General features: G+C 53.9%; 21 protein-coding genes, 3 tRNA genes and 4 pseudogenes. 18 read left to right on the forward strand and 10 right to left on the reverse strand.

Annotation, left to right across the window (positions count from 1 at the left end; all coding sequences use genetic code 11):
- Nucleotides 1-17: 17 nt before the first annotated feature.
- Nucleotides 18-94 (forward strand) — tRNA-Asp (locus EDC52_RS18845).
- Between the two features lie 290 nt (nt 95-384).
- A pseudogene (locus EDC52_RS18850) lies at nt 385-1,173 on the forward strand (endonuclease/exonuclease/phosphatase family protein); the annotation flags it as partial.
- Between the two features lie 177 nt (nt 1,174-1,350).
- Here EDC52_RS18850 and mltD read toward each other — a convergent pair.
- Nucleotides 1,351-2,733 (reverse strand): murein transglycosylase D, encoded by a 1,383-nt coding sequence (gene mltD, locus EDC52_RS18855; protein ID WP_131867764.1) that lies wholly within the window; start codon nt 2,731-2,733, stop codon nt 1,351-1,353.
- A 70-nt stretch (nt 2,734-2,803) separates the two neighbouring features.
- Nucleotides 2,804-3,556 (reverse strand): hydroxyacylglutathione hydrolase, encoded by a 753-nt coding sequence (gene gloB, locus EDC52_RS18860; RefSeq protein WP_131867766.1) that lies wholly within the window; start codon nt 3,554-3,556, stop codon nt 2,804-2,806.
- Nucleotides 3,557-3,604: 48 nt separating this feature from the next.
- Between gloB and EDC52_RS18865 the strand changes: the two genes are divergently transcribed.
- Entirely contained in the window at nt 3,605-4,378 is a 774-nt protein-coding gene (locus tag EDC52_RS18865) for a class I SAM-dependent methyltransferase (RefSeq protein ID WP_131867768.1), read from the forward strand.
- Here EDC52_RS18865 and rnhA read toward each other — a convergent pair.
- Nucleotides 4,320-4,888: pseudogene (gene rnhA / locus EDC52_RS18870) on the reverse strand (ribonuclease HI). The gene EDC52_RS18865 and the pseudogene rnhA overlap by 59 nt on opposite strands.
- Here rnhA and dnaQ point away from each other — a divergent pair.
- From dnaQ to EDC52_RS18890, 4 genes and pseudogenes are all read left to right on the forward strand, one after another.
- Nucleotides 4,842-5,600 carry a DNA polymerase III subunit epsilon gene (gene dnaQ, locus EDC52_RS18875; protein WP_131867812.1) on the forward strand — a complete coding sequence of 253 codons (759 nt, stop codon included), beginning with the start codon at nt 4,842-4,844 and terminating at the stop codon, nt 5,598-5,600. The pseudogene rnhA and the gene dnaQ sit on opposite strands and share 47 nt — an antisense overlap.
- Before the next feature lie 134 nt (nt 5,601-5,734).
- Nucleotides 5,735-5,811, forward strand: a tRNA-Asp gene (locus EDC52_RS18880).
- A gap of 377 nt (nt 5,812-6,188) precedes the next feature.
- A complete protein-coding gene (gene puuE, locus EDC52_RS18885) occupies nt 6,189-7,172 on the forward strand; it encodes an allantoinase PuuE (protein WP_131867772.1) in 984 nt (327 codons plus the stop codon).
- Between the two features lie 20 nt (nt 7,173-7,192).
- Nucleotides 7,193-7,312, forward strand: a pseudogene (locus EDC52_RS18890) (aminotransferase V); the annotation flags it as partial.
- Nucleotides 7,313-7,501: 189 nt separating this feature from the next.
- Here the strand turns inward: EDC52_RS18890 and EDC52_RS18895 are convergent.
- Nucleotides 7,502-8,275 (reverse strand): amidohydrolase, encoded by a 774-nt coding sequence (locus tag EDC52_RS18895; protein WP_131867774.1) that lies wholly within the window; start codon nt 8,273-8,275, stop codon nt 7,502-7,504.
- On the reverse strand, nt 8,263-9,423 hold the full coding sequence (locus tag EDC52_RS18900; RefSeq protein ID WP_131867776.1) for a pyridoxal phosphate-dependent aminotransferase: 1,161 nt from the start codon (nt 9,421-9,423) through the stop codon (nt 8,263-8,265). Before EDC52_RS18900 ends, EDC52_RS18895 begins: the two co-directional genes overlap by 13 nt.
- A gap of 242 nt (nt 9,424-9,665) precedes the next feature.
- Between EDC52_RS18900 and lpcA the strand changes: the two genes are divergently transcribed.
- On the forward strand, nt 9,666-10,250 hold the full coding sequence (gene lpcA / locus EDC52_RS18905) for a D-sedoheptulose 7-phosphate isomerase (RefSeq protein WP_131867778.1): 585 nt from the start codon (nt 9,666-9,668) through the stop codon (nt 10,248-10,250).
- 38 nt (nt 10,251-10,288) lie between these two features.
- Nucleotides 10,289-11,056, forward strand: coding sequence for a class II glutamine amidotransferase (locus EDC52_RS18910; protein WP_131867780.1), 768 nt, complete (start codon nt 10,289-10,291; stop codon nt 11,054-11,056).
- Here EDC52_RS18910 and dpaA read toward each other — a convergent pair.
- On the reverse strand, nt 11,027-11,782 hold the full coding sequence (dpaA, locus tag EDC52_RS18915; protein ID WP_131867782.1) for a peptidoglycan meso-diaminopimelic acid protein amidase: 756 nt from the start codon (nt 11,780-11,782) through the stop codon (nt 11,027-11,029). The two genes, EDC52_RS18910 and dpaA, sit on opposite strands and share 30 nt — an antisense overlap.
- A 169-nt stretch (nt 11,783-11,951) precedes the next feature.
- Here dpaA and dinB point away from each other — a divergent pair, with 169 nt between their 5' ends.
- Complete coding sequence (gene dinB, locus EDC52_RS18920) at nt 11,952-13,049, forward strand: DNA polymerase IV (RefSeq protein WP_131867784.1); 1,098 nt, start codon at nt 11,952-11,954, stop codon at nt 13,047-13,049.
- 3 nt (nt 13,050-13,052) lie between these two features.
- Here the strand turns inward: dinB and pepD are convergent, their stop codons facing one another.
- Nucleotides 13,053-14,513 carry a beta-Ala-His dipeptidase gene (gene pepD, locus EDC52_RS18925; protein WP_131867786.1) on the reverse strand — a complete coding sequence of 487 codons (1,461 nt, stop codon included), beginning with the start codon at nt 14,511-14,513 and terminating at the stop codon, nt 13,053-13,055.
- Between the two features lie 233 nt (nt 14,514-14,746).
- Between pepD and gpt the strand changes: the two genes are divergently transcribed.
- The 5 genes from gpt to proA all read left to right on the forward strand — a co-directional run bounded on the left by gpt (nt 14,747) and on the right by proA (nt 19,546).
- A complete protein-coding gene (gpt, locus tag EDC52_RS18930) occupies nt 14,747-15,205 on the forward strand; it encodes a xanthine phosphoribosyltransferase (protein WP_131867788.1) in 459 nt (152 codons plus the stop codon).
- Nucleotides 15,206-15,355: 150 nt separating this feature from the next.
- Nucleotides 15,356-16,597, forward strand: coding sequence for an esterase FrsA (gene frsA, locus EDC52_RS18935; protein WP_131867790.1), 1,242 nt, complete (start codon nt 15,356-15,358; stop codon nt 16,595-16,597).
- A 69-nt stretch (nt 16,598-16,666) separates the two neighbouring features.
- Nucleotides 16,667-17,068, forward strand: coding sequence for a sigma factor-binding protein Crl (gene crl / locus EDC52_RS18940; protein WP_131867792.1), 402 nt, complete (start codon nt 16,667-16,669; stop codon nt 17,066-17,068).
- A 111-nt stretch (nt 17,069-17,179) separates the two neighbouring features.
- Entirely contained in the window at nt 17,180-18,283 is a 1,104-nt protein-coding gene (gene proB, locus EDC52_RS18945) for a glutamate 5-kinase (RefSeq protein ID WP_131867794.1), read from the forward strand.
- A 9-nt stretch (nt 18,284-18,292) separates the two neighbouring features.
- A complete protein-coding gene (proA, locus tag EDC52_RS18950; RefSeq protein ID WP_131867796.1) occupies nt 18,293-19,546 on the forward strand; it encodes a glutamate-5-semialdehyde dehydrogenase in 1,254 nt (417 codons plus the stop codon).
- A gap of 76 nt (nt 19,547-19,622) precedes the next feature.
- On the opposite strand, the gene kdgT is transcribed toward proA, so the two are convergent.
- Nucleotides 19,623-20,603, reverse strand: coding sequence for a 2-keto-3-deoxygluconate transporter (gene kdgT, locus EDC52_RS18955; protein WP_131867798.1), 981 nt, complete (start codon nt 20,601-20,603; stop codon nt 19,623-19,625).
- A gap of 265 nt (nt 20,604-20,868) precedes the next feature.
- On the opposite strand from kdgT, the gene EDC52_RS19925 reads away from it, so the two are divergent.
- The 3 genes and pseudogenes from EDC52_RS19925 (at nt 20,869) to EDC52_RS18970 (ending at nt 21,655) form a co-directional block, all read left to right on the forward strand.
- Nucleotides 20,869-21,117: a hypothetical protein gene (locus tag EDC52_RS19925; RefSeq protein WP_165911769.1), complete on the forward strand. Its 249-nt coding sequence runs from the start codon at nt 20,869-20,871 to the stop codon at nt 21,115-21,117.
- 117 nt (nt 21,118-21,234) lie between these two features.
- A pseudogene (locus EDC52_RS20365) lies at nt 21,235-21,312 on the forward strand (carboxymuconolactone decarboxylase family protein); the annotation flags it as partial.
- Nucleotides 21,313-21,579: 267 nt separating this feature from the next.
- A tRNA-Thr gene (locus EDC52_RS18970) sits at nt 21,580-21,655 on the forward strand.
- 291 nt (nt 21,656-21,946) lie between these two features.
- On the opposite strand, the gene cas6f is transcribed toward EDC52_RS18970, so the two are convergent.
- Entirely contained in the window at nt 21,947-22,501 is a 555-nt protein-coding gene (gene cas6f / locus EDC52_RS18975; RefSeq protein WP_131867800.1) for a type I-F CRISPR-associated endoribonuclease Cas6/Csy4, read from the reverse strand.
- Nucleotides 22,502-22,510: 9 nt separating this feature from the next.
- On the reverse strand, nt 22,511-23,521 hold the full coding sequence (gene csy3, locus EDC52_RS18980) for a type I-F CRISPR-associated protein Csy3 (protein WP_131867802.1): 1,011 nt from the start codon (nt 23,519-23,521) through the stop codon (nt 22,511-22,513).
- Nucleotides 23,522-23,531 lie beyond the last annotated feature (10 nt).

The raw sequence follows: 23,531 nt of genomic DNA on the forward strand, positions 1-23,531 counted from the left end.
GTGAGTACCGAATCGGTGGTGCGGTAGTTCAGTCGGTTAGAATACCGGCCTGTCACGCCGGGGGTCGCGGGTTCGAGTCCCGTCCGCACCGCCACTCAATCAGAAAAGCCCCGAACATCTGTTCGGGGCTTTTTTATTTTGCATCATCTGAACCCTCCGAAAAGCCCGTTCCCTGTGCCATCATTCCGACATGCCAGGATGGTAAGCGCCTTTTATGATATAATATCTTCACGGAAGCTGAAGTTATAAGACGGTCATTGAGTTTACGCGATAAACATCCTATAACAGAACGTGGCTGTCACCCTGTCAGTGGATATTAAAACAGCACTATTTCGACTTAATCCGCTTCCACTGACGCACAAATCAGTAAAATAGGCGGTAACCGTGCCAAAAAAAACATATGCAGTCAGGTATGTTGCGGGCCAGCCAGTTGAACGTATTTTTCAGCCATTGGCCTCCAGCCAGCTGGGGCAGGCGCTGCCGCCGGGTGAACCGCTTCCCGGTTCCGGTCTGCTGCGCGTTATGGTCTGGAATATCTTCAAGCAGCAGCGAGCCGAATGGCTCTCTGTGCTGCAGGGCTTTGGAAAGGACGCTCAACTGGTCCTGCTGCAGGAAGCACAAACCACCCCTGAATTGGTGAGATTCGCCACCAGCCACTATCTGGCTGCTGATCAGGTACCCGCGCTCATTTTCCCCCAGCACCCTTCTGGCGTGATGACGCTGTCTGCCGCCCATCCGGTCTACTGTTGCCCCCTGCGTGAGCGTGAGCCCCTGCTGAGGCTGGCCAAATCGGCCCTGGTAACCGTATACCCCCTTCATGATGGCCAACTGCTGATGGTAGTGAATATTCATGCCGTGAATTTCAGCCTGGGTATCGATGTCTACAGTAAACAACTGGGCCCAATCGGTGAACAGATTATCAATCATCAAGGACCGGTCATCATGGCCGGAGACTTCAATGCCTGGAGTCGTCAACGCGTACTGGCGCTGTACCGCTTCGCTGAAAGAATGATGCTGCATGAAGTTAAATTCATTGACGACCAGCGCCGTACAGCTTTCGGCCGACCGCTGGATTTTGTATTTTACCGGGGAATGAAGGTGCAGGAAGCCTCGGTGCTGGTAACTCGTGCATCGGATCATAATCCCTTGCTGGTCGAGTTCGAGCCCTATCGCGGCTCGGCGCAAGGAGGACCGGAGGCAAGGATCGTCGGTCTCAAGAATAATGCTGCTGGTAACAAGAACAGCGCCGCTGCAGACAAATAACCCTTTTTATCCAGGCCTATCTCTTTCCAGCGACCAAAAAAAAACAAGCACTGGGGGTGCTTGTTTTTCTTATGCCTGCATCTTCAGCTAAGAATCAGCGGCTTTATCATTCACAAACAGCGTAAGCTTACTGCCTGGCTGTAAAGTAATGCTTCGATTGATAGCATCGTTCCAGCGCATCACGTCTTTAATCTCGACGCCATGCCGTTTAGCAATACTGGATAGCGAATCACCTTTACGCACCTGGTAGGTAATGCTGTTGCTTTTGACGATAGCATTTGCTGCAAGCTGCACCGATAAGGTTTGGCCGACCTTAAGGTTACTGCCGCTCAGTTTGTTCCAATTCTGAAGGTCTCTGGTCGAAACATTCAGTCGTTTCGCTATGGCAGATAATGTATCGCCGGAGCGTACCCGGTAGCTGTTGGTGGCAGCGCCAATGGCGTTATTATCCGCCAATTGGGTAGACTGTACCGCTGCGATGTCGTTCTCGGCCAATGAGTCACGCAATTGCGACGCATGGGATTTGGGCAACATGATGTAATGAGGACCGTTAGGGGCCGTTACATCTCGCTTGTAGCCGGTATTGTAGCTTTTGAGCTTGCTCAGGGATAACCCCGACATCTCAGCCGCCTGAGTCAGGCCCATCTGTTTACCAACTTCAACTCGTGCCAAGGCGCGTTGCTCATTGCTCTTTGGAAGCGAGATGCCGAATTGTTTGCTATTCTTAATTAAATTACTTAAGGCAAGCATCTTCGGAACGTAAATTGTGGTTTCACGCGGCAGTGACAGCGACCAGAAACTGGTAGGTAAACCTTTAGCCTTGTTCGCTTTCATCGCCTGCATAACCCGACCTTCACCACTGTTGTAAGCGGCGATGGTCAGTAACCAGTCACCGTCAAACATGTCGTTAAGCCGCTGCATCATATTGAGTGCAACAGTAGTCGAGGCAACGACATCACGGCGACCGTCGTACCATTGGTTCTGCTTTAAACCATAATTCTTGCCAGTTTTCGGTACTATCTGCCAAAGCCCTGCTGCATTAGCTGCAGATGTTGCTTTGGGATCAAAAGCGCTCTCCACTATGGGTAGCAGTACCAGTTCCATCGGCATTTTGCGTTGCTTTATCTGCTCGACTATCCAGTACATGTACGGCTCTGCCCGTAATGTTACATCGTGGAGATAGCTCTTGTTACGTAAAAAACGCTTTTGTTGCTCGCGGATCCGGGCGTTATCCGGAATCTGCATCTTCAGCTCGTCGCTAATGAAGTTCCACAAATCGGGCTGCGCCTGGCTATTATTATTATCTAGCCAAAGCGCCGAGCTCGCTCGCTCTGTGTACTTTCCTGCTTCACCTTGACCTGCCGAAGAAACACTCTGTGCATGCTGTTCTGGCTGAGAAGCGTCCTGCCTGGACGCCTGGCAACCCACCAGCAAGACCGAGGCGATTAATATCATCGCATGAGTCTTCATCTGTATGTCAATAGTCGCTTAAAAGACGAGCAATAATACTTTGAACAAATGAACATTACAACTAAAACCTTCAGAAGTGATCTTTCTTCTCCCGTAATAACGCAAAAACACGCCATTGTTCATCATCTGGATAATCAGTGCCTAAAATCTTTTGTAAATCAGCATCATGGCAGCGTAAAAAAAGATTAATTTTACGTTCCAAATGTAACGTTGTAGGCAGGCTGGGTTGCTGTTTTGCCCGTAACTGCTTAATTTCACGCTCATAACCGGCGATCAGTTCATCTTGTGGTAAAACTGACCTGGCAAACGCTAAATTATTTAACGTATACTCGTGTGCGCCACAGACTAAAGTCTCCGGGGGAAGCGAGTTAACCTTCTGAAAAGATTCATGCATTTGCTTGGGTGAACCTTCAAACAATCGGCCACAGCCTGCCGAAAAAACCGTATCGCCGCAGAATAAGTAGGGCAGGCTGTAAAAACCAATGTGTCCGAGGGTATGTCCGGGGAGATCAAGTACTGAAAAGCGGTGATTTAACAATGTGATTTCGCTGCCGCCGGCCACAATTTCGGTAGCGCCTCTGGCCGCTGTTTCCTGCGGGCCATAGACCGGTACAGCAAATTGAGCACAAATTTCTCTGACGCCGCCCACATGATCAGCATGATGATGGGTCAAAAGAAGGGCTTTTGGCGTTAAGCCACGCGCAGATATTTCTGAAAACACCGGTGCCGCCTCGCCAGGATCGACGATAATGCACTCAAGATCATCATTGTGCAGTAGCCAAATGTAATTGTCCGCCAACGCGGGAATACTGATAAGATTCATTGTTCACCTTTGATAATTCACCGATGGCCCTAAAGAAGATAGTCAATCATGAAACCAGCGCAAATTACAAAGCCTATCATCGCGCCCGCTTCATGGGATGAGATTGCCCATGGGGAAAACTATCGTCTCGCCCTGGAAAAATCTTTGTTTCCCTGGTGGTGTAAGCTTTTTGGCTTTCATATGCTTAAAATAGGGGGGTTGAGCGCCGGGCTTGATACGTCAGAATGCGCGATCTCACATCAGGTAAATGTAGGCGTTCAGGGTGAAAATATGCACGTCATCGCTGATCAGTTTGCCTTGCCTTTTGCCAACAAGTCTACCGATGCAGCGCTTCTTGCCCATACCCTGACTTACTGCGCCGATCCCCACCGCCTGCTGCGGGAAATCGACCGGGTGCTGATTGATGATGGCTGGCTAATCATTACAACCTTTAATCCTGTCAGCCTGCTCGGCCTGGGGAAACTGTGTCCGGTTATCCGTCGCCGCCAGCCTTACTGCAGCCGTATGTATACTCAAATGAGGCTGATGGACTGGCTAAGCGTGCTGAATTATGAAGTGATCGACCATTCCCGTCTGCAGGTATTACCCTGGACCCGCCAGGGTGGAAAGCTGCTCAGCGCTCATATACCTGCCATCGGCTGCCTGAGCGTTATAGTCGCGCGTAAGCGCACTTTCCCCTTGAGCCTTACCCCTTCCAAGCAAAAAAGTCGCAAGGCCGCCCTAAGACGACCTGTCGGCGCGGCCAGTCGCAGCGCCGGTTCCGCTATTTCTCCGGTTGGTAGCCGGTATCCTCAGATGCCGGATGAGTGGCCGCCGCTTTAGCCAGCACATCACAGCGTTCGTTCTCTGGGTGGCCGGCATGGCCTTTAACCCAATCCCAACGCAATTGGTGGCCCTGAATGGCCGTATCCAGCCGTTGCCATAAATCGACGTTCTTGACCGGTTTTTTATCGGCGGTTCTCCAACCGCGTTTTTTCCAGTTATGAATCCATTGGGTAATACCCTGGCGCACATACTGGCTGTCGGTGCTGAGGACCACTTCGCAAGGTCCCTTCAGTGCTTCCAGCGCGACGATGGCAGCCATCAGTTCCATGCGGTTGTTAGTGGTGAGGTAATAGCCGGCGCTAAATTCTTTTTCGATATCTTTATAGCGCAGGATAGCGCCGTATCCACCCGGTCCGGGATTACCCAGACAAGATCCATCGGTGAAAATCACTACCTGTTTCTGCATCTCTGGTAGACTACCCTTATGTTTAAAAAGCCAAGTCTGACATAAAACGCCATGATGAGCACCGGAATTACACGACAGATTGTTCTCGATACCGAAACCACGGGTATGAATAAACTCGGGGTTCACTATGAGGGTCACCGGATCATTGAAATCGGTGCTGTCGAGGTGATCAACCGCCGGCTGACCGGCCGTCATTTTCATGTCTACCTTAAACCGGACCGGCTGGTTGACCCTGAAGCCTATAACATCCACGGCATCAGCGATGAATTCCTGGCGGATAAACCTGACTTTGCAGAGGTAGCCGATGAATTCCTGGAATTTATCCGTGGTGCGGAACTGGTGATTCACAACGCCCCCTTTGATATCGGCTTTATGGACTACGAGTTTGGCAAGCTTAATCGTGGCCTGGGTAAAACCGATACCATCTGTAGCGTAACAGACAGCCTGGTCATGGCGCGCAAACTGTTCCCGGGCAAACGAAACAGCCTGGACGCGCTGTGTGATCGTTATCTTATCGATAATACCAAACGCACTCTGCACGGCGCATTGCTCGATTCTGAAATTTTGGCCGAGGTTTTCCTGGCGATGACCGGGGGCCAGACATCGATGCGTTTCTCGATGGAGGGCGAGGGGGGCAATCGGGATAATGCCGGCAGGCAGACGATCCAGCGCGTTGAGGGGGGCCGGTCGGGTCTGCCGGTAATATATGCAAGTGTCGATGAAGTGGCAGCTCATGAATCACGGCTGGATCTGGTGATGAAGAAGGGCGGCAAGTGTCTGTGGCGCAGCGATGACGCTGCAGAAACGCATTGAAATCATTTACTCGGCACAAAAATAAATCGCAATGGGTAAATTATAGTCAAACGGTTGCGGGCAGCATAAAAAGCATTGACGGCTGCCGGCGCTGACCGTACTATTCGCCTCGCTTTCCGACAAAGCACAAGTGCGGTGTGGTAGTTCAGTCGGTTAGAATACCGGCCTGTCACGCCGGGGGTCGCGGGTTCGAGTCCCGTCCACACCGCCAAAAATTCAACGGGTTACAGTCAAGGCTGTAGCCCGTTTTCGTTTGCCCGCTGGCAAATTTTGGCTACCGGTGATCTGGCCCTGGAGCAAGGCTTGCCCGGCGTTGTGTCTTGCCAGATGCCGATATGCATTCCCCCCAGCCTCATGCCGATATGTATCCCCCCAGCCTCATGCCGATATGCGTCTCCTTCTCGCATCATGCCGATTAAGGCAATCTTCGCATGCAGATCCTTATGAATCAGTCAATTGAGATCAACCGTTACTACGGCACCGGTTTCATCCGCGCAAGCTGAGATCTTGATTTTCCCACACAAAAATAACTAACCGAGTGTTTTGAGGGACTAAACTAAATCAAACGCTCGATAAAAGGAACTGACCATGAGTGAAGCGAATGAAAAAAAAAGCTATACCTTTAATAAAAATTATCCGCGCGATCTCATCGGTTATGCCGGGCAGCCACCTTATGCCGCATGGCCTGGGAATGCGCGTATTGCTGTGCAGTTTGTTTTGAATTATCAAGAAGGCTCTGAAAATAATGTGCTGCACGGGGATAGCGGTTCAGAACATGCTTTATCGGATATCGCGGGCGCCGTCAGCTATCCGGAACGACATATGGCGATGGAATCCCTGTATGAGTATGGTAGCCGGGCAGGCTTCTGGCGTATTCACCAGGAATTCCAGCGCCGGGGCCTGCCGCTGACCATCTTTGGCGTAGCAATGGCGCTGGCACGCAATCCCCAGGTCGTCGAGGCTATCAAACAGGCGGACTATGATGTGGTCAGCCACGGCTGGCGATGGCTACATTATCAGGGCATGGACGCCAAGACCGAACGCCAGCATATGCAACAAGCGGTTGATGTGCTGACTGATCTGTTCGGCAGGCCGCCGCTGGGATGGTACACCGGCCGCGACAGCCCCAATACCCGAAGGTTGGTGGTAGAGCAAGGCGCTTTTCAATATGACAGCGATTATTATGGCGATGACTTGCCATTCTGGACTCAGGTCAGCAGCGCTGACGGTACCATACATCCCCATTTAATCGTTCCCCACAGCCTGGAAACCAATGATTTGCGTTTTTGCACTCCGCAAGGATTTAACAGTGGCGATCAATTTTACAGTTATCTGAAAGACAGTTTTGACGTGCTGTATGCGGAGGGAGAAACTGCGCCGAAAATGCTGTCAGTCGGCATGCACGGCCGCATCCTTGGCCGGCCGGGCAGATTCAGGGCTCTGCAGCGTTTCCTCGATTACATTCAGCAGCATCAGCAAGTCTGGATCTGCCGTCGGCAAGATATTGCCGACCACTGGAGCAAATATCATCCTTATGTGGCACCGGAAACTGTCCAGCAGAACGGGGCCTGATGGCCGCCGGAATCGATGCTTCGGCGGTCGGGCCGCTGCACGGCAAAATCTGGCGTATCGGCACCAGGGGCTATAACGCCCGTAAAGAGTGCGTGGTACAGACGCTTTGTGCGCTGGAAGCGGTGCTTGACCGGCTGGGTTAGATCTCGCCTTAAGGGGCGGCAATGCAGGCTACCTGGGATCATTACGCCAGGGCGCAGGCAGCATCAGCCATCACCCGGCGAATCGATAACGGCTGATGACGCTATATTAGCGATAAGGCTTATATCGACGCGGTGCTTTCGCGGTGCCGCGCCGACGGATAACGGCAGCCGTAAACGCTCCCTTGGCTAACCGTTCAGGCTAAAGCTGTCGGCATCACGCCAGGCCGGAAAAGCTTCGCGATAGCTGAGCACATTATCGAGAGACAGGGCGGCATCCAGGCGCGCAGGCTGGTTGGCCGTACCTCGGGCCAGTTCGTTGCCCTGGGGATCAATAATCAGGCTGTCGCCGCTGTACTGATGGCCGTTGCCATCAATGCCGACCCGGTTACAGCCAGCCACATAGGCCTGGTTTTCTATTGCCCGCGCCGCCAGCAGTGTCTGCCAGTGCGCCGCGCGCCGGGCCGGCCAATTGGCCACACACAGCAACAGATCATAATCCTGCCGGTTACGGGACCAGACCGGGAAGCGCAGGTCATAGCAGACCAGCGGCAGTATACGCCAGCCGCGCCACTCGACAACCCGACGTTCAACACCGGCCTGGTAGTGATGATGCTCATCCGCCATACGAAACAAATGGCGTTTATCATAGACCTGCACTGCTCCGCCGGGCTCGACCAGCAGGAATCGATTGACTGCGCCGGTCGGCGTACTGATGGCGGCGCTGCCGGCAATCATCGCATCGGTGGCGGCCGCCCATTGTTGCATCCATTCTACAACCCGGGCCTGGGGCAAGGCATTATTGGCCGCCTCCATAGCAAAACCGGTGGTGAACATCTCCGGCAGGATGATCATATCCCGCCCGCCGAGTGTGGACAGCAACGTAGCGAAATGACGGAGATTGGCCTCGCCATCCATCCAGACCAGGGGTTGCTGTAAGACGGTGATATTCAAAGTCGACATAGACGCTCCGCAGCGGCATCAAGAGTGGCGTTCTGCTTGGCAAAACAGAGCCTTATCAGTTTATGGGGAAATGGATCAGCGCAGAATACCGACAGCGGAATGGCAGCCACGCCGGCATTGATCGTCAGCCATTGGCAGAATTCAACGTCATTCAGACTGGAAATGGCGCTGTAATCGGCCAGCAGAAAATAGGTTCCCTGGGAAGGCAGGATTTCAAAACGGCTGGTAGCCAGCGCGCGAGCCAGGTGATCCCGGCGTTGCCGATAAAAGTCGGGCAACTGCTGCCAATGTTCAGGTTCGGCGCGCAGCATATCCGCCAACGCCAGCTGGGCCGGCGTATTAACGGAGAACGTCAGGTACTGGTGGATCTTGCGGACCTCGGCGCTCAATACGGCAGGCGCGATACAATAGCCGATTTTCCAGCCGGTCATATGATAGGTTTTACCGAAAGAAGAAACGGCAATCGCGCGCTGGCGCAGGCCCGCGTGGGCCAGCACGCTGGCATGGCCCTGGTCGGCAAAACAGATATGCTCATAGACTTCATCACTGAGCACATAGATTTCCTGCTCGGCAATCGCCTGCCACAGTTGCTCAAAATCATCGGCCTGCCAGAGCGTCGCCGTTGGGTTGTGCGGCGTATTCAATATCACCAGTCGCGTACGCGTCGAAAGCTGCGAACGGAACAGCGGCCAGTCAACGCTAAACGCAGGCGGCTGCAGGGCGATACGGCGCAGCACGCCGCCGGCCAGTTCCACTGCCGGGGCATAGCTGTCATAGCTCGGGTCAAAGCATATAACTTCGTCTCCCGGCCTGACCAGTGCGCTGATGGCGGCGAACAGCGCTTCGGTGGCGCCGGCGGTGACGGTGATTTCACTGTCAGTATCCGGCCGCCAGCCATAAATCTGCTCCGTCTTGTCGGCGATGGCGGCGCGCAACGGCACCACGCCTGTCATCGGCGCATACTGATTGGCCCCTTGGCTGACATGATAGGCCAGACGGGATTTAAGGTAATCGGGGCCATCAAAGTCAGGAAAACCCTGGGACAGATTGATCGCCTGATGTTGCTGCGCCAGTGCGCTCATCTGAGTAAATATGGTGGTGCCTAGTTGCGGAAGTTTGCTCTGCGGGATGAAGGTTGTACTGCTCATGGCGGAATACCACTCTTGAAAACCGGTTTTCAAGCCAATATAACACGCTGGAAAAAGATCACAATCGGGACGTTTAGATGGGTAAACGGCTAAATAAATACCCAGCTCATCATGCTGAAATATTCTCATTTTCATGAGATAACGCAAAGTAGGGCAGTTATCTTCGCTTCTCGCTGCCGGACCTATCCGGTAAACTGTCATTCGGAAGATTTATATGACTTATAGCCAGTACAGAGGGGCTTATGTACCAGGATTTGATACGCAGTGAATTAAACGAAGCCGCAGCAACGCTGGCGACATTCCTCAGTTCCCCCCATCATCTTCAGTCGATAGAAGATGCCGCCATCCTGCTGGCCGATACCTTTAAAGCCGGCGGCAAGGTGCTTTCCTGCGGCAATGGCGGCTCCCACTGCGACGCCATGCATTTTGCAGAGGAACTGACCGGACGCTACCGCGAAAACCGCCCCGGCTATCCGGCGATTGCCATTTCCGACCCCAGCCACCTGTCCTGCGTCAGTAATGATTTTGGCTATGAGAGCGTGTTTTCCCGCTATCTGGAAGCGGTGGGCAGCAAAGGCGACGTCCTGCTGGGCATTTCCACCTCGGGCAATTCAGCCAATATCATCAAAGCCATTGATGCAGCGCGTGCCAAAGGCATGAAAGTCATTACCCTGACCGGTAAAGATGGCGGTAAGATGGCCGGAACCGCTGATGTTGAAATCCGGGTACCTCATTTCGGCTATGCCGATCGCATCCAGGAAATCCATATCAAGGCGATTCACATTCTGATCCAGCTTATAGAAAAAGAAATGGCGGCTGGCGTCTGACGCCAGGCAGTCCGCACGGGTAATATAAGGAGGGGATCATGTGTGAACTACTCGGAATGAGTGCCAATGTCCCGACGGACATTTGCTTCAGCTTTACCGGGTTAGTGCAGCGGGGCGGCGGTACCGGCCCCCATAAAGACGGCTGGGGCATCACCTTTTATGAAGGGTTGGGCTGCCGGACCTTCAAAGATCCCATGCCCAGCATTGACTCGCCCATTGCCCGGTTGGTACAGGATTACCCGATCAAGTCTTGCGCCGTGGTGTCACATATCCGTCAGGCCAACCGCGGGCGGGTAGCGCTTGAGAATACCCATCCATTTACCCGCGAGCTGTGGGGCCGGAACTGGACCTTTGCCCATAATGGCCAGTTGAATGGCTATCGGCAGTTGGAAACCGGGATATACCGCCCGATAGGCCAGACCGACAGCGAATACGCTTTTTGCTGGCTGCTGGCCCGGCTCAACGACCGCTATCCGAAAACGCCGCGTCACTGGCCGTCGGTCTTCCGTTATATTGAGACGCTGGCCAGGGAACTGCAGAAAAAGGGCATATTCAATATGCTGCTGTCGGATGGCTGCTTTGTGATGGGCTATTGTTCGACCGAACTGCACTGGATTACCCGCCGCGCGCCGTTCGGTAAGGCTACCCTGCTGGACCGCGACGTGGAAATAGACTTTCAGCAGCAGACCACGCCTGATGACGTGGTCACGGTGATCGCCACTCAGCCGCTGACCGGCAACGAGACCTGGCACCAGGTGGAGCCAGGGCGGGGGGTCCTATTTCGGTTGGGTGAGCGCGAATTCTGAAACCACCGCGTCGCTGTGAAACAGCATCGGCGCGTTCACCACGTATTTGCCGTCTACCACCCCTACGGCGGGCGGCTGGCGATGCTTGGCAAAATAGGTAAAGCCGGGCTGCAGCTGACGCCAGAAAGTGATGTTGCTCGAATTACGATGGCGCTGCATATTCTTCTCGGTCATACGAAATGGGTAAATATTGATATTTACCTGGCTTTGGCCATTTTGCAACGCACTCTCTACATAGCGATAAATCTCGGCGATATAGCCATCGGTCATGGCATAACAGCCGACAGAACGGCAATCACCATGGATCATCAGCATGGCGCCGGAATATCCCTGGGATTTATCGTAGGCATTCGGGAAGCCGAGATTGATGGCGCGGTAGTAGTGGCTGTCAGGCTTCAGGCTGCTGTTGGTCACTGAATAAAAACCTTCAGGACTCTTGAAGTCACCCACCTGGCGTTTAGGGCCGAGGCCGCCGGAGAAATTACAGATACCATAAGTATCTATCAGCCGATAGTCATTCCCCATGCGTGCATAGAGTTCTAATACTCGCTCTTCTTTAAACACCTGGATAAATACCGGCGAACCGAGAAGCTGTTGCTTTATCTGCGCAGGGACTTTGACCTGCTGGGTGATTTTAACATCTTCCCCGACATTACTATTATTACTGGCGGACGAACACGCCGGCAGCAAAAACAACATCGCAAACAGCAGTGCGATTTTGCTCATTATTGTTCCTGTGATGTGTAATCAGTATTGACCATGCAACGAATGTTGTCGGCCGACCGTTAAAAGCTGACTTAAAACAGCGACAAGATATCACTGAATACTATTTTATCAAGAAACGTTTTGTATAGTTTATTACCTCTACTGTATACTTGTACAGTCTGGAGGGAAGATGCGAAAAATTATACATGTCGATATGGACTGCTTTTTTGCCGCGGTAGAAATGCGCGACGATCCCTCCCTGCGCGACATTCCCTTGGCGATCGGCGGCAGCGCTGACCGCCGGGGGGTTATCAGCACCGCCAATTATCCGGCCCGGGTATTTGGCGTGCACAGCGCCATGTCCACCGCGATGGCGCTGAAGTTGTGTCCCCACCTGCGGGTGATCCCTGGGCGCATGGCGGTGTATAAAGAAGCATCGGTCCATATCCGCGAGATTTTTTCCCGCTATACCGCGTTGATTGAACCCCTTTCGCTGGACGAGGCCTATCTGGATGTCACCGACTGCCTGAACCACAGCGGCTCGGCCACCCTGATGGCCCAGGCGATACGACAGCAGATTGCCGACGAACTGCGCCTTACCGCTTCTGCCGGGGTGGCTCCGGTCAAATTCCTGGCCAAAATAGCCTCTGACCTCAATAAGCCAGATGGCCAGTATGTGATCACCCCGGATGCGGTGCCGGCTTTCCTGCAGCAACTGCCGCTCAGTAAAATTCCCGGCGTTGGCAAGGTGACCGCTAAAAAGTTGGCCGATATGGGGCTCAACACCTGCGCCGATGTCCAGCGCTATGATCTGGCGACCCTGCTCAAGCAATTCGGCAAATTTGGCCGGGTTATCTGGGAGCGTTCCCAGGGAATCGACGAGCGAGAGGTGACCACCGACAGGCTGCGGAAATCGGTAGGCGTGGAGCGCACCCTGGATAATGACATCACTCGCTGGGAGGAGTGCGAAGCGATTATCGAGCAGCTTTATCCTGAATTGAAACGGCGGCTGGGCCGGGTCAAGCCGGATCTGCATATTGCTCGCCAGGGGATAAAGCTTAAGTTTGCCGATTTCCAGCAAACTACCCAGGAACATGTCTGGCCGGTACTGGACAAGCAGGATTTGATCGCTACCGCGCGCCAGACCTGGCAGCACCGCCGTGGGGAGCGCGGCGTCAGGCTGGTGGGGCTGCATGTGACATTACTGGACCCGCAGATTGAGCGTCAGCTGGTGCTCAATTGGGAAGAGGAGTGGCAATCCCGGCCCCAGGATTCGGAGCCGGAATAAACATCACGCTTTGACCGGAATCGCTTTAAGCAGCGCGGTAAGCAGTTGCCAGTAGAGGGCTACGCTGGCTATATGCACCTGTTCATCCGGCGAATGAGGACCGGTGATGGTCGGCCCGATAGAGACCATATCCATGTCCGGATATGGCTTTTTAAACAGGCCGCATTCCAGACCGGCGTGGATCACCTGAATGTTCGGCGTCTTGTTAAACAATGTCTGATAGGTTTCTTCCACCAGTTTCATCACCGGTGAGCTTGGGTCCGGTTTCCAGCCTGGGTAGCTGCCTTTAGCGGTGGTTTCTGCACCGGCGAGCTGGCCAAGAGCAGTAAGCGTGCCGACCACATCTTCTTTACCGCTGTCGATCAAAGAGCGGATCAGGCAGCGAATTTCGGCTTTATCTTCATCCATCGATACCACGCCTACGTTCAACGAGGTCTCCACAACCCCTTTGACATCATCACTCATGCGTACCACGCCGTTGGGCATGGCGTTCAGCAGGGCGATGAAGCGTTCGTTGCAGCCACTGTCCAGCACCAGGCCTTGCGCCGGCACCTGGTCCAACTGCAGAGCCAGCTTTTTCTCGACCGCGGCCAGTTCGGTTTTGATAACCGAGAGATAAGCATGGATCTGCTGCTGCAGACTTTCCAGGTTTTCCTGCGGCAGCGCCAGGGTAGCGAAGGCTTCGCGCGGGATGGCATTGCGCAGCGTACCGCCGGTGAAATTAATCAGGCGCAGGTCCAGCTTTTTGCCCTGCAGGAACAGGAAACGCGCCAGCAGTTTGTTGGCGTTGCCCAGGCCCAGATGGATATCCGCACCGGAATGTCCGCCCTTGAGCCCTTTGATGGTCAGCTGCACCGTCTGGTAGCCGGCAGGAATGTCTTCACGGGAAAGGGCCAAGTGGCTTTTGAAATCAATACCGCCGGCACAGCCCATATAGACCTCGCCTTCTTCCTCGGAATCGGTGTTGATGAGGATATCCGCCTGCAGCCAGTTGGGCTGGAGCCCGAATGCGCCGGCCATGCCGGTTTCTTCGGTCATGGTCAGCAGCACTTCAAGCGGACCGTGTTCGACGGTGTCGTCAGCCAGTACCGCCAGCGCAGAGGCCATGCCGATGCCATTGTCAGCGCCAAGTGTGGTGCCGCGCGCCTTAACCCATTCGCCATCCACATACGGCTTTATCGGGTCACGGGTGAAATCATGCTCGGTCTCATTGTTTTTCTGCGGCACCATATCCAGATGAGCCTGAAGCGCGACCGGCGTAAGGTTCTCCAGTCCCGGCGTCGCCGGCTTGCGCAGCAGGATATTGCCGGCCTCGTCACGCTCGGCGTGCAGGCCTTTGCTTTTTGCCCACTTCAGGATATGGGCCGCCAGGGCCTCTTCATGATAGGACGGGTGGGGAATCGAACAGATTTCGGCAAAAAACTGCCACAGCGGCTGTGGCGACAATTGAGACAGTTCAGACACGATAAAACTCCTGTGACGACAAGGGACCCGGCGTGGTTGCGCGTAACGACAGCGCATTCCAGGTCTAATGGAAACTGACAGACCTTCAGAATACCACTTTACTTTATCCGATGGGGAAAGTGAGGTAAAAATGGGTGGAACACTGGTATTTATGCGGCGGCGTCTCTATAATCCCGCGCAACCTTTTTTCCCGTGTACATTTTTAGTCGACCCGATCCGGCTGGGGCAGAATTATGAGCGAAAAATACGTTGTCACCTGGGACATGTTGCAAATCCACGCACGCAAGCTGGCACAGCGCCTGCTGCCTGCAGAACAGTGGAAAGGCATTATCGCGGTCAGCCGCGGTGGCCTGGTACCCGGCGCGCTGTTGGCGCGCGAACTGGGTATTCGCAACGTCGATACCGTGTGCATCTCCAGCTATGACCATAATAACCAGCGTGCATTGACGGTGATTAAACGTGCCGAGGGTGATGGCGAAGGTTATATCGTGGTCGATGATCTGGTGGATACCGGCGGAACCGCCAAGGCAATCCGCGATATGTATCCCAAAGCGCATTTCGTGACCATTTTCGCCAAGCCGGCCGGCAAGCCGCTGGTTGACGATTATATCGTCGATATTCCCCAGGATACCTGGATTGAACAGCCCTGGGATATGGGCGTGGTGTTCGTGCCGCCGCTGGCCGGCAAGTAATATCGCCGTTCATCGGGGCAATCCCCCTGCTAATCGACATTTCTTTGACGCCCGATAAATTCGGGCGTTTGTTTTTTTGTCGCGTAATGCGTACCCTTCTGTCTTAAGCACCGGCAGGACGGGGCAGAGCATTATGGAGGCATCAGCTCAATGAGTCAGAAAAACCTGAGCGAAACACTGTTCAAGCCCACGTTTAAACATCGAGAGACCTCGACCCTGGTTTCCCGCGCCCGCCATAACCAGCAACAGCCAGTCCATGCCACGCTGGACGGTGAAAACCCCGGCAACTGGTATCGCATGCTTAACCGGCTGATGTGGATCTGGCGCGGAGTGAATCCCTGGGAACTGGAAGAAGTGTTGTCGCGCATTGCCGCCAGCACCGCTGAGCGAACCGATCCACGTCTGCTGGATACCGTTATCGGTTACCGCAATGGCAACTGGATTTATGAATGGTCCCACCAGGGGATGATCTGGCAACAGCGCGCCATGGATGAAACCGATCCCCAACAGGCCGGCAAGCACTGGCTGCAGGCGGCCAATTTCTACAGCATTGCCAGTTACCCGCATCTGAAAGGCGATGAACTGGCCGAGCAGGCGCAAACCCTGGCCAATCGCGCCTGGGAAGAGGCCAGTACCCAGCTCAACCTGGAGATAAAAGCCCTGACCTTCCCGCTCAGCGGCGGCGGCCAGGTGACCGGGTTCCTGCATTTGCCTCCCCAGGGACGCGGCCCCTTCCCCACGGTGCTGGTCTGCGGTGGGCTGGATATGTTGCAGAACGACACCTACCGGCTGTTCCATGATTACCTGGCACCGGCCGGATTGGCGATGCTGACCGTCGACATGCCGTCGATCGGTTTTTCTGCCAAATGCAAACTCACTCAGGACTCCAGTGCCCTACACCAGCAAGTGCTGCAGGGGCTGTCGGCGATCCCCTGGATCGACAGCCGCCGCATCAGCGCGCTGGGCTTTCGCTTTGGCGGCAATATCGCCGTCAGGCTTGCCTACCTGGAGTCTAAGCGCCTGTGCGCCGTGGCTACTCTGGGGCCGGTGGTCCATGCCCTGCTTACCGACGGCGTCCGCCAGCGTCAGGCACCGGATATGTATCTGGACGTACTGGCCAGCCGTACCGGCATGCCCAATGCCTCTGATATGGCGCTGAAAACCGAACTCAGCAGCTATTCGCTGAAAAACCAGGGCCTGTTGGGCAGACGCTGCCCGACGCCGATGCTGGCCGGCTACTGGAAAAATGATCCCTTCAGTCCAAAACAAGAGTCGGAACTGGTCGCGTCTTCGTCGCTATCCGGTAAACTATTACAGGTGAATTCAGCGCCGGTCTATCAAGGTTTTCATACCGCACTGCTGCAAATCTGTGACTGGCTGAAAAAATACTGAAATATGCAGATTGATTAATTCCGCTATTTTGCTAAATAGAGTGATTGAATATTAAATGAGGCTGTAGGCATGACGTTAGTAAGTGGACATCCCAAAAGCAGGTTAATGAAAGGATTTACCGCGCTGGGCCCGTATATTCGTGAAGGGCAGTGCAGTGATAATCGTTTCTTCTTCGATTGTCTGGCCGTCTGCATCAATATGCAGCCTTCGCCGGAGAAACGCGAATTCTGGGGCTGGTGGATCAACCTGGAAGCTGAGGAACAACGTTACACCTATACCTATCATCTGGGCATGTTTGACAAGGAAGGCCACTGGAACGAGCAGAGCTTTACCGACAAAGAGGTGATTGCCAAGCTCGAAAGCTCCCTGCGCGCCTTTCATGTCCGGCTGCAAGCTTATATCGAATCACTGGAATCGAAGCTGGAGCCGGCTGACGGCTTTAAAGACAGTCCGTTCAAGCTGACTGCCTGATCAAAGCGGCTCCTGCTTTTATTCATGTTTCGCGTTATGCTGGCAGGCATAACGCCAGGATACATTTCCTCTCAAAGGCAACATGTTCACTTACTCAACGGCAGATAAGCTATGAATGGCAGCCAAACCCTGGTGGTCAAATTGGGAACCAGCGTACTGACCGGCGGATCGCGTCGGCTGAACCGCGCCCATATCGTCGAACTGGTACGGCAGTGCGCCCAACTGCAGGCGCAGGGGCACCGTATTGTAATTGTCACTTCAGGTGCGATTGCCGCCGGACGTGAACATCTTGATTATCCCAATCTGCCGGCGACCATCGCCTCTAAGCAACTGCTGGCGGCGGTAGGCCAGAGCAGCCTGATTCAGCTGTGGGAGCAATTATTTTCCATCTATGGCATCCATATCGGTCAAATGCTGCTTACCCGCGCCGATATGGAAGACCGGGAGCGTTTCCTGAACGCCCGGGATACCTTGCGCGCGCTGCTGGATAATCACATCGTGCCGGTGATTAACGAGAACGATGCGGTGGCTACCCAGGAAATCAAAGTCGGCGATAATGATAATCTGTCCGCGTTAGCCGCTATATTGGCTGATGCGGATAAACTGCTGCTGCTGACCGACCAGCCCGGCCTGTTTTCAGCCGATCCGCGCACTGATCCGGACGCCCGGCTTATCCCTGAAGTGGAAGAGATCAACGATGCGCTGCGCCAGATTGCCGGCGGCAGTGTATCCGGCCTCGGTACCGGCGGGATGGCGACCAAAATCCAGGCGGCGGAAGTCGCCAGCCGGGCGGGGATAACCGTAGTGATAGCCGCGGGCAATAAACCCGGCGTCATCGGCGATGTAATGGCGGATGTCTCGGTCGGCACCCGCTTCCATGCCCAGAAAATGCCGCTGGAAACCCGCAAGCGCTGGCTGTTCGGGCCACCCCCTGCCGGCGATATCATCGTTGATGAAGGGGCGATTAAGGCGGTGCTGGAGCGCGGCAGTTCACTGCTGCCCAAAGGCATGGTCGGCGTAGAAGGCGATTTCTCCCGCGGTACGGTAGTGCGTATCCGCAGTCAGGCCGGGCGGGATATCGCCCATGGCGTCAGCCGCTATAACAGCGACGCCCTGCGGATGATCGTCGGCCAGCATTCCCAGCAGATAAGCCAGATTCTGGGTTATGAGTATGGTCCGGTGGTTATCCATCGCGACGACATGATTATTCGTTAAGGAAGCGATATGCTTGAACATATGGGCCAGCAGGCCAAACAGGCATCCTGGCAGTTATCGGTGCTGACCAGCGCTGCGAAAAACCGAGCGTTGCAGGCGATAGCCGATCTACTGGAAGCCCGCAGCCAGCCGATCCTTGAGGCAAATGCGCTGGATATGGCCGACGCGCGCCAGAGCGGCCTCAGCCCGGCGCTGCTCGACCGCCTGCTGCTGACGCCGGAACGGCTGGTGGCGATTGCCGCCGATGTGCGTGAAGTTTGCCGCCTGACCGATCCGGTCGGTCAGGTGATTGACGGTCGCACGCTGGATAACGGCCTTAAGCTTGAGCGCCGCCGAGTGCCGCTGGGCGTGGTCGGTGTGATTTATGAAGCCAGGCCCAACGTGACGGTGGACGTGGCGGCTTTGTGTCTCAAAACCGGCAATGCGGTGATTCTGCGCGGCGGTAAAGAAACTTATCGCACCAATGCCGCCACGGTGAAAGTCATCCAGCAGGCGCTGGTGGACTGCGGCCTGCCCGCGGCCGCTATCCAGGCGATTGAAAGCCCTGATCGCGCCCTGGTCAATGAACTGCTGCGCCTGGACCGCTATGTGGATATGTTGATTCCCCGCGGCGGCGCCGGCTTGCACCAACTGTGCCGCGAACAGTCGACGATTCCGGTGATTACCGGCGGCATCGGCGTCTGCCATACCTATGTCGATCAGACGGTGGCGTTCGATAGCGCCCTGGCGGTGATTGAGAACGCCAAAACCCAGCGTCCCAGTGCCTGCAACTCCCTAGAGACCCTGCTGGTGCACCGGGATATCGCCGCCAGCTTCCTGCCGGCGTTAAGCGCCAGGATGCATGCCGCAGGGGTCACCCTGCATGCGGATGCCAACGCGATCGCCTGGCTGGCTGACGGCCCGGCGACCTGTGTGCCGGCTGAGGAGGGCGACTACCATGACGAATGGCTTTCGCTGGATCTGAATGTCAAAGTGGTTGACGGTCATGCACAGGCGGTGGAGCATATCCGGCTTTGCGGCACCCAGCACTCGGATGCCATCCTCACCCAATCCCAGCAGGCGGCGGAGCGCTTTGTCAGGGAAGTGGACTCTTCAGCGGTGTATGTCAACGCCAGCGTCCGCTTTACCGACGGCGGCCAGTTCGGCCTGGGGGCAGAAGTCGCCGTCAGTACCCAGAAGCTTCACGCCCGCGGCCCGATGGGCCTGGAGGCGCTGACCACCTACAAATGGATCGGCTACGGCGATTTCCTGAGCCGGGCCTGACGGCTCAGGTTCGGCATTTGTCACCCTGCTGGTTCTAACGTTATCGACAGAGTCAGCAGCATCTTCGCTGTGATGGTTATTTTGAATAGCTTTCTGCGGCGGGAGAGGGCTGTGTTTTTACTCGCCTGGCCCATAGGGCGGTGATAATCGGTACCAGAATAGACGTCACGATAACGGCGGTCGCGACCAGTGCCGTAGCTGACGCCACCTGACTTTTAAATATCGGATTCATTTCGGCGATCAGATAAGGGGTTGCCGCCGCCGCGCCGGCTGAACTGGATGCGGCAATACCGGCGGTACCGTCACCGCCGCCGATAAATTTATCAGCCAAAATCAGCGGGATACCGGTCACCACCACCACTCCCACGCCTAGCAGGATGCCCAATAGACCGGTTTGACGAATCACCGACAGATCGATAGCACAGCCGAGCGAGAAGGCGAAAAACGGAATCAGTGCCGGCACGGCGCGACCGAAATATTCACGCAGATCTTCATCAAGATTGCCGAGTATAAAGCCGAGGATAAAGGGCAGCACCGCGCCGACAAACAGACGCGGCTCGAAGGAAGCGACCCCGGCGGATCCCAGGATAATCATGGTAAGCAACGGGCCGGATTCAATCGACATTAACACGAACGCTGCCGAGTCCTCTTTGCTGCCATACTGCTGCATCAGCGAAGCATACAGCCCACCGTTGGTCATATTCATTGATGCGGCCAGCACCAAAGTGGAAATGCCGGTAAAGAAGCCGCGTTCAATACCCTGCAACGGAATATAATGGGATGCGATAAGCGCGACCACCCAGGCGGTCAGTGTTTTTACCACCACCAGGGTACCGGATTTTCTTAAAACGGTGCCCGATGCGCGCAGCTGGATAGTCGCGCCCATGCAAAAGAACCAGACGCCAAGGATCGAGACCGTGCCGGTAATCAGGCCTTTGGTGAAGGAACCATAATAGTCTGCCGCGTGAGGGTAGAAGGTATTTATCAGGGCGCCTATAAAAAGCGGCACCAGCATCATCCCACCCGGGATACGGTCAATGTGTTGTTTGATTTTCATAAGGCTACCCGCAAATCATTAGAATTCATATAATGAACTAGCTTTTCATTTTTTATGATATCCCTTTTCGAGAAATGGATTGTGATTTCGATCACATAAAAAACGTGATGACTATCACGATTTATTGCCCTAGGAAATCTGACAAAGTGTGACCAATGCCCGGAAATGGGACGTTAGTGCCCATATTGGCGGCCGGAGAAGGTCAGGTTCGGGTTGGATTACCCTCGGTCTATAGCACGAATTGTTAAAGAGGCTGCTGGTGCCGATGAGCGAGTTGAGTGCGGCTTCAGTTGCAGGCCTGCGCTACCGCAAAGCGGTCTTCGAACATCCGAAAACGGCTGATCAAGCCGTCAGCAACGGTAAAGTCCAATACAAACTCGGTCTCTATCAGCTTGCCGGTTCGGTTTACCCGCAGGCTAAACGGCCGATAGCCACCACTCTGGTCCCTTGGGCCAGGATTGATTGCGCTGGTGATGAGGGCGACCTGCCTGATCCGTCAGACGGTGATCAGTAGGCCCGCTTTTATTATGCCATCATCCGGGCCATATCATTTCAGGCGCATGATGGCGCATCCCGGCCGGAGCTGGAATCGCTGATTGCGCCGGCATTGCTGTGTCTTGAACGCCGCGGGGCGGAGATCGCCGATTTGAGTGTTGCTATTGCCTTGATGAGCGCTTTTAAACGATTGGCGATCGGTATGCGTCAGTGAGCGGTAAGCATCAGTAATCGGTATGCGCCGGTAGTCGGTGTGCATCAGTAATCATCATGCGCCGGTAGGGGAGGGGGGAGGGCCATCAGGCCGGGGTTATTGCCTGCCGGGGGAAGAGAAAATCTAATGATGAAACTTGGCCATCGGTTGATCCTGCTCAGTCCGGTGTCGGTTTTATCAGCATCCGCGCTGCTGGCTATTGACTCTTTTGCGGCTTTTGCATAACGTGTCTCCCCGAGTTTTGCCCCGCATGTGATGTATCCCCATGCCGATATAGCTCAGTTGGTAGAGCAGCGCATTCGTAATGCGAAGGTCGTAGGTTCGACTCCTATTATCGGCACCATCATTATCCACTAAGTAATTTTACGTAACTGATATAAATTCACCTTATCTTCAGCGCTCTTCATAGAAAGTATCATTGCGCCTCTTGCCTGATATGGTTGGTTTGAATGTGCCGATAGGCTGCTTAAACGGTGTGGGCCGTAACCGCTTAACTGTCGTGATACCCAAGTTAATACTCTGGCTAAAGTTGTGAGTCAGAAAATGATAATGGATGCCCAATTTTTGGCCAGCTGTATGGCAAAGCGACCAACGATATCAACTTCACACGTTATCGAAGGCCGCTACAAGATGATTAAAACCAAGGGATTGTCGCTTCAGCACTCAGGCCATAAAAAGAGAAATAACCTGTGACAGAGGCATTTATCAGGGGGCCATGTTCCACAAATATTTTGAACGTTTGTCCGTTGGAAAGGCTTCTTAGCTGAACAAACGGCAGCTTGCTCCTTTTCTCGACTTCATCAGGAATTCGCACAATTGCTTGCTCATAGGTGAGTCGGCCCCTGCTCACTGAACGTCGACGTAATCTTTCGACGCTGCTTTTTACCTGTATTCTCCGCACGGTACGAAACTTCGTATTAGCGGGTACGTTTAAAATTTCTGTTATTTCGATATAATCCTTCAAACCTTGTAACCAATTGATTTGTGCCAGCGTTTGTAACGCATCCTTAGTACCATGGAGCCTCAAACAATTCCCCAGGGTTTTATCAACATCAGGAAAACTGACTCCCACTGAACCAGTACCTAATTGCGCCAATGCCCGATGCAGCTTTGCAAACACAGCATTTAACAGCTGAGGACCGTTGAATTCTAAATCTGGTAGCACCGTAATGTCGATGTAGGAATCCATGTTGCTACCTCAATCGCCTTTTTCGCCGAATACACCGCCACGAATCAGAGTAGCGATTACATAGTGTTGTTGTTCTTTCGAAGGAGCATCACCCTTAATCACCCAATTATCCAGCAACGTATAAAAATCCATTTTGTCTTTTGGTTGGCGATAGGCTTTACCCCGGCTCGTTACCGAACCATAAGGCTCAACGGCTATTGGGCCTGATTCATCCGCACTTGGATACCAGTCGTCGATGGTACGTAAAGCATTACCAATTTTCTGCGAGTGTAAAGCTGCAACATTATTTACCTGATAAAGAATCTTGCTCTTTCCATTGCGCGACCGCTCATCCAATACCAATTCTTGGGAAGGAAACACCTCTTGCCCATTACCTAACTGGACAAATGCTTCTACCGCGAACAAAGTCGAAGATTCCCCTAACAGTCCCTGCTCAATGGCTTTAGCTAATTCTGTCAAGCCGCCAGAAGGACGGCTAAATTCATGTAACGAGTAATCGTCACTTTTAAAGGTCCAACTTTGTTGGTTATGTGTAACCACCACACGAATAGCTTCTGCTCCGACCCGGTTGCGCCATAAAAAGCGCCCATTGGCAATATTCTCTGCATAGCGCTCTGCCAGTACGCTAAATCCATATTCATCAATATACTCGGCAATGATCAGACCGAGCGCTGCCTGATAATCCTGATCATTACACACTGATGGCCGCGCTAAATTGCCCAATACTCGGAGGCTAAATGCGACTTTTAATGTATCTGATTCAAATGGAAGTGCTGCGACATCGACTTTTTGCAAATTGGCTTTTTGTATCTCAGCATCCAGTTTTGCTGGGTCGCTTGCCAATGCATTTTTCAATCGATTAGAGATGGTTCCCCTAACGGATTTTTCCTGAATGGCTATAGGGGTCCAATTATCTTGCTGTAACCAGTTGCCTGCAAACATCTGGCCATCCGAATTAGCCAGCTTACGTTCAAAAGCCAGTACCGAAGCAGTTTTCAGTGTTGATTTTAATTTCGCCATAATGAGATCC

It is taken from the genome of Biostraticola tofi (assembly GCF_004343195.1).
In the GTDB taxonomy this organism is placed as follows: domain Bacteria; phylum Pseudomonadota; class Gammaproteobacteria; order Enterobacterales; family Enterobacteriaceae; genus Biostraticola; species Biostraticola tofi.

Excerpts from the sequence above, each read along its gene's own strand:
- mltD (WP_131867764.1), bottom strand. The coding sequence starts at position 2,733 with ATGAAGACTCATGCGATGATATTAATCGCCTCGGTCTTGCTGGTGGGT.
- gloB (WP_131867766.1), bottom strand. The coding sequence starts at position 3,556 with ATGAATCTTATCAGTATTCCCGCGTTGGCGGACAATTACATTTGGCTA.
- EDC52_RS18865 (WP_131867768.1), top strand. The coding sequence starts at position 3,605 with ATGAAACCAGCGCAAATTACAAAGCCTATCATCGCGCCCGCTTCATGG.
- dnaQ (WP_131867812.1), top strand. The coding sequence starts at position 4,842 with ATGAGCACCGGAATTACACGACAGATTGTTCTCGATACCGAAACCACG.
- puuE (WP_131867772.1), top strand. The coding sequence starts at position 6,189 with ATGAGTGAAGCGAATGAAAAAAAAAGCTATACCTTTAATAAAAATTAT.
- EDC52_RS18895 (WP_131867774.1), bottom strand. The coding sequence starts at position 8,275 with ATGTCGACTTTGAATATCACCGTCTTACAGCAACCCCTGGTCTGGATG.
- EDC52_RS18900 (WP_131867776.1), bottom strand. The coding sequence starts at position 9,423 with ATGAGCAGTACAACCTTCATCCCGCAGAGCAAACTTCCGCAACTAGGC.
- lpcA (WP_131867778.1), top strand. The coding sequence starts at position 9,666 with ATGTACCAGGATTTGATACGCAGTGAATTAAACGAAGCCGCAGCAACG.
- EDC52_RS18910 (WP_131867780.1), top strand. The coding sequence starts at position 10,289 with ATGTGTGAACTACTCGGAATGAGTGCCAATGTCCCGACGGACATTTGC.
- dpaA (WP_131867782.1), bottom strand. The coding sequence starts at position 11,782 with ATGAGCAAAATCGCACTGCTGTTTGCGATGTTGTTTTTGCTGCCGGCG.
- dinB (WP_131867784.1), top strand. The coding sequence starts at position 11,952 with ATGCGAAAAATTATACATGTCGATATGGACTGCTTTTTTGCCGCGGTA.
- gpt (WP_131867788.1), top strand. The coding sequence starts at position 14,747 with ATGAGCGAAAAATACGTTGTCACCTGGGACATGTTGCAAATCCACGCA.
- frsA (WP_131867790.1), top strand. The coding sequence starts at position 15,356 with ATGAGTCAGAAAAACCTGAGCGAAACACTGTTCAAGCCCACGTTTAAA.
- crl (WP_131867792.1), top strand. The coding sequence starts at position 16,667 with ATGACGTTAGTAAGTGGACATCCCAAAAGCAGGTTAATGAAAGGATTT.
- proB (WP_131867794.1), top strand. The coding sequence starts at position 17,180 with ATGAATGGCAGCCAAACCCTGGTGGTCAAATTGGGAACCAGCGTACTG.
- proA (WP_131867796.1), top strand. The coding sequence starts at position 18,293 with ATGCTTGAACATATGGGCCAGCAGGCCAAACAGGCATCCTGGCAGTTA.
- kdgT (WP_131867798.1), bottom strand. The coding sequence starts at position 20,603 with ATGAAAATCAAACAACACATTGACCGTATCCCGGGTGGGATGATGCTG.
- EDC52_RS19925 (WP_165911769.1), top strand. The coding sequence starts at position 20,869 with ATGAGCGAGTTGAGTGCGGCTTCAGTTGCAGGCCTGCGCTACCGCAAA.
- cas6f (WP_131867800.1), bottom strand. The coding sequence starts at position 22,501 with ATGGATTCCTACATCGACATTACGGTGCTACCAGATTTAGAATTCAAC.
- csy3 (WP_131867802.1), bottom strand. The coding sequence starts at position 23,521 with ATGGCGAAATTAAAATCAACACTGAAAACTGCTTCGGTACTGGCTTTT.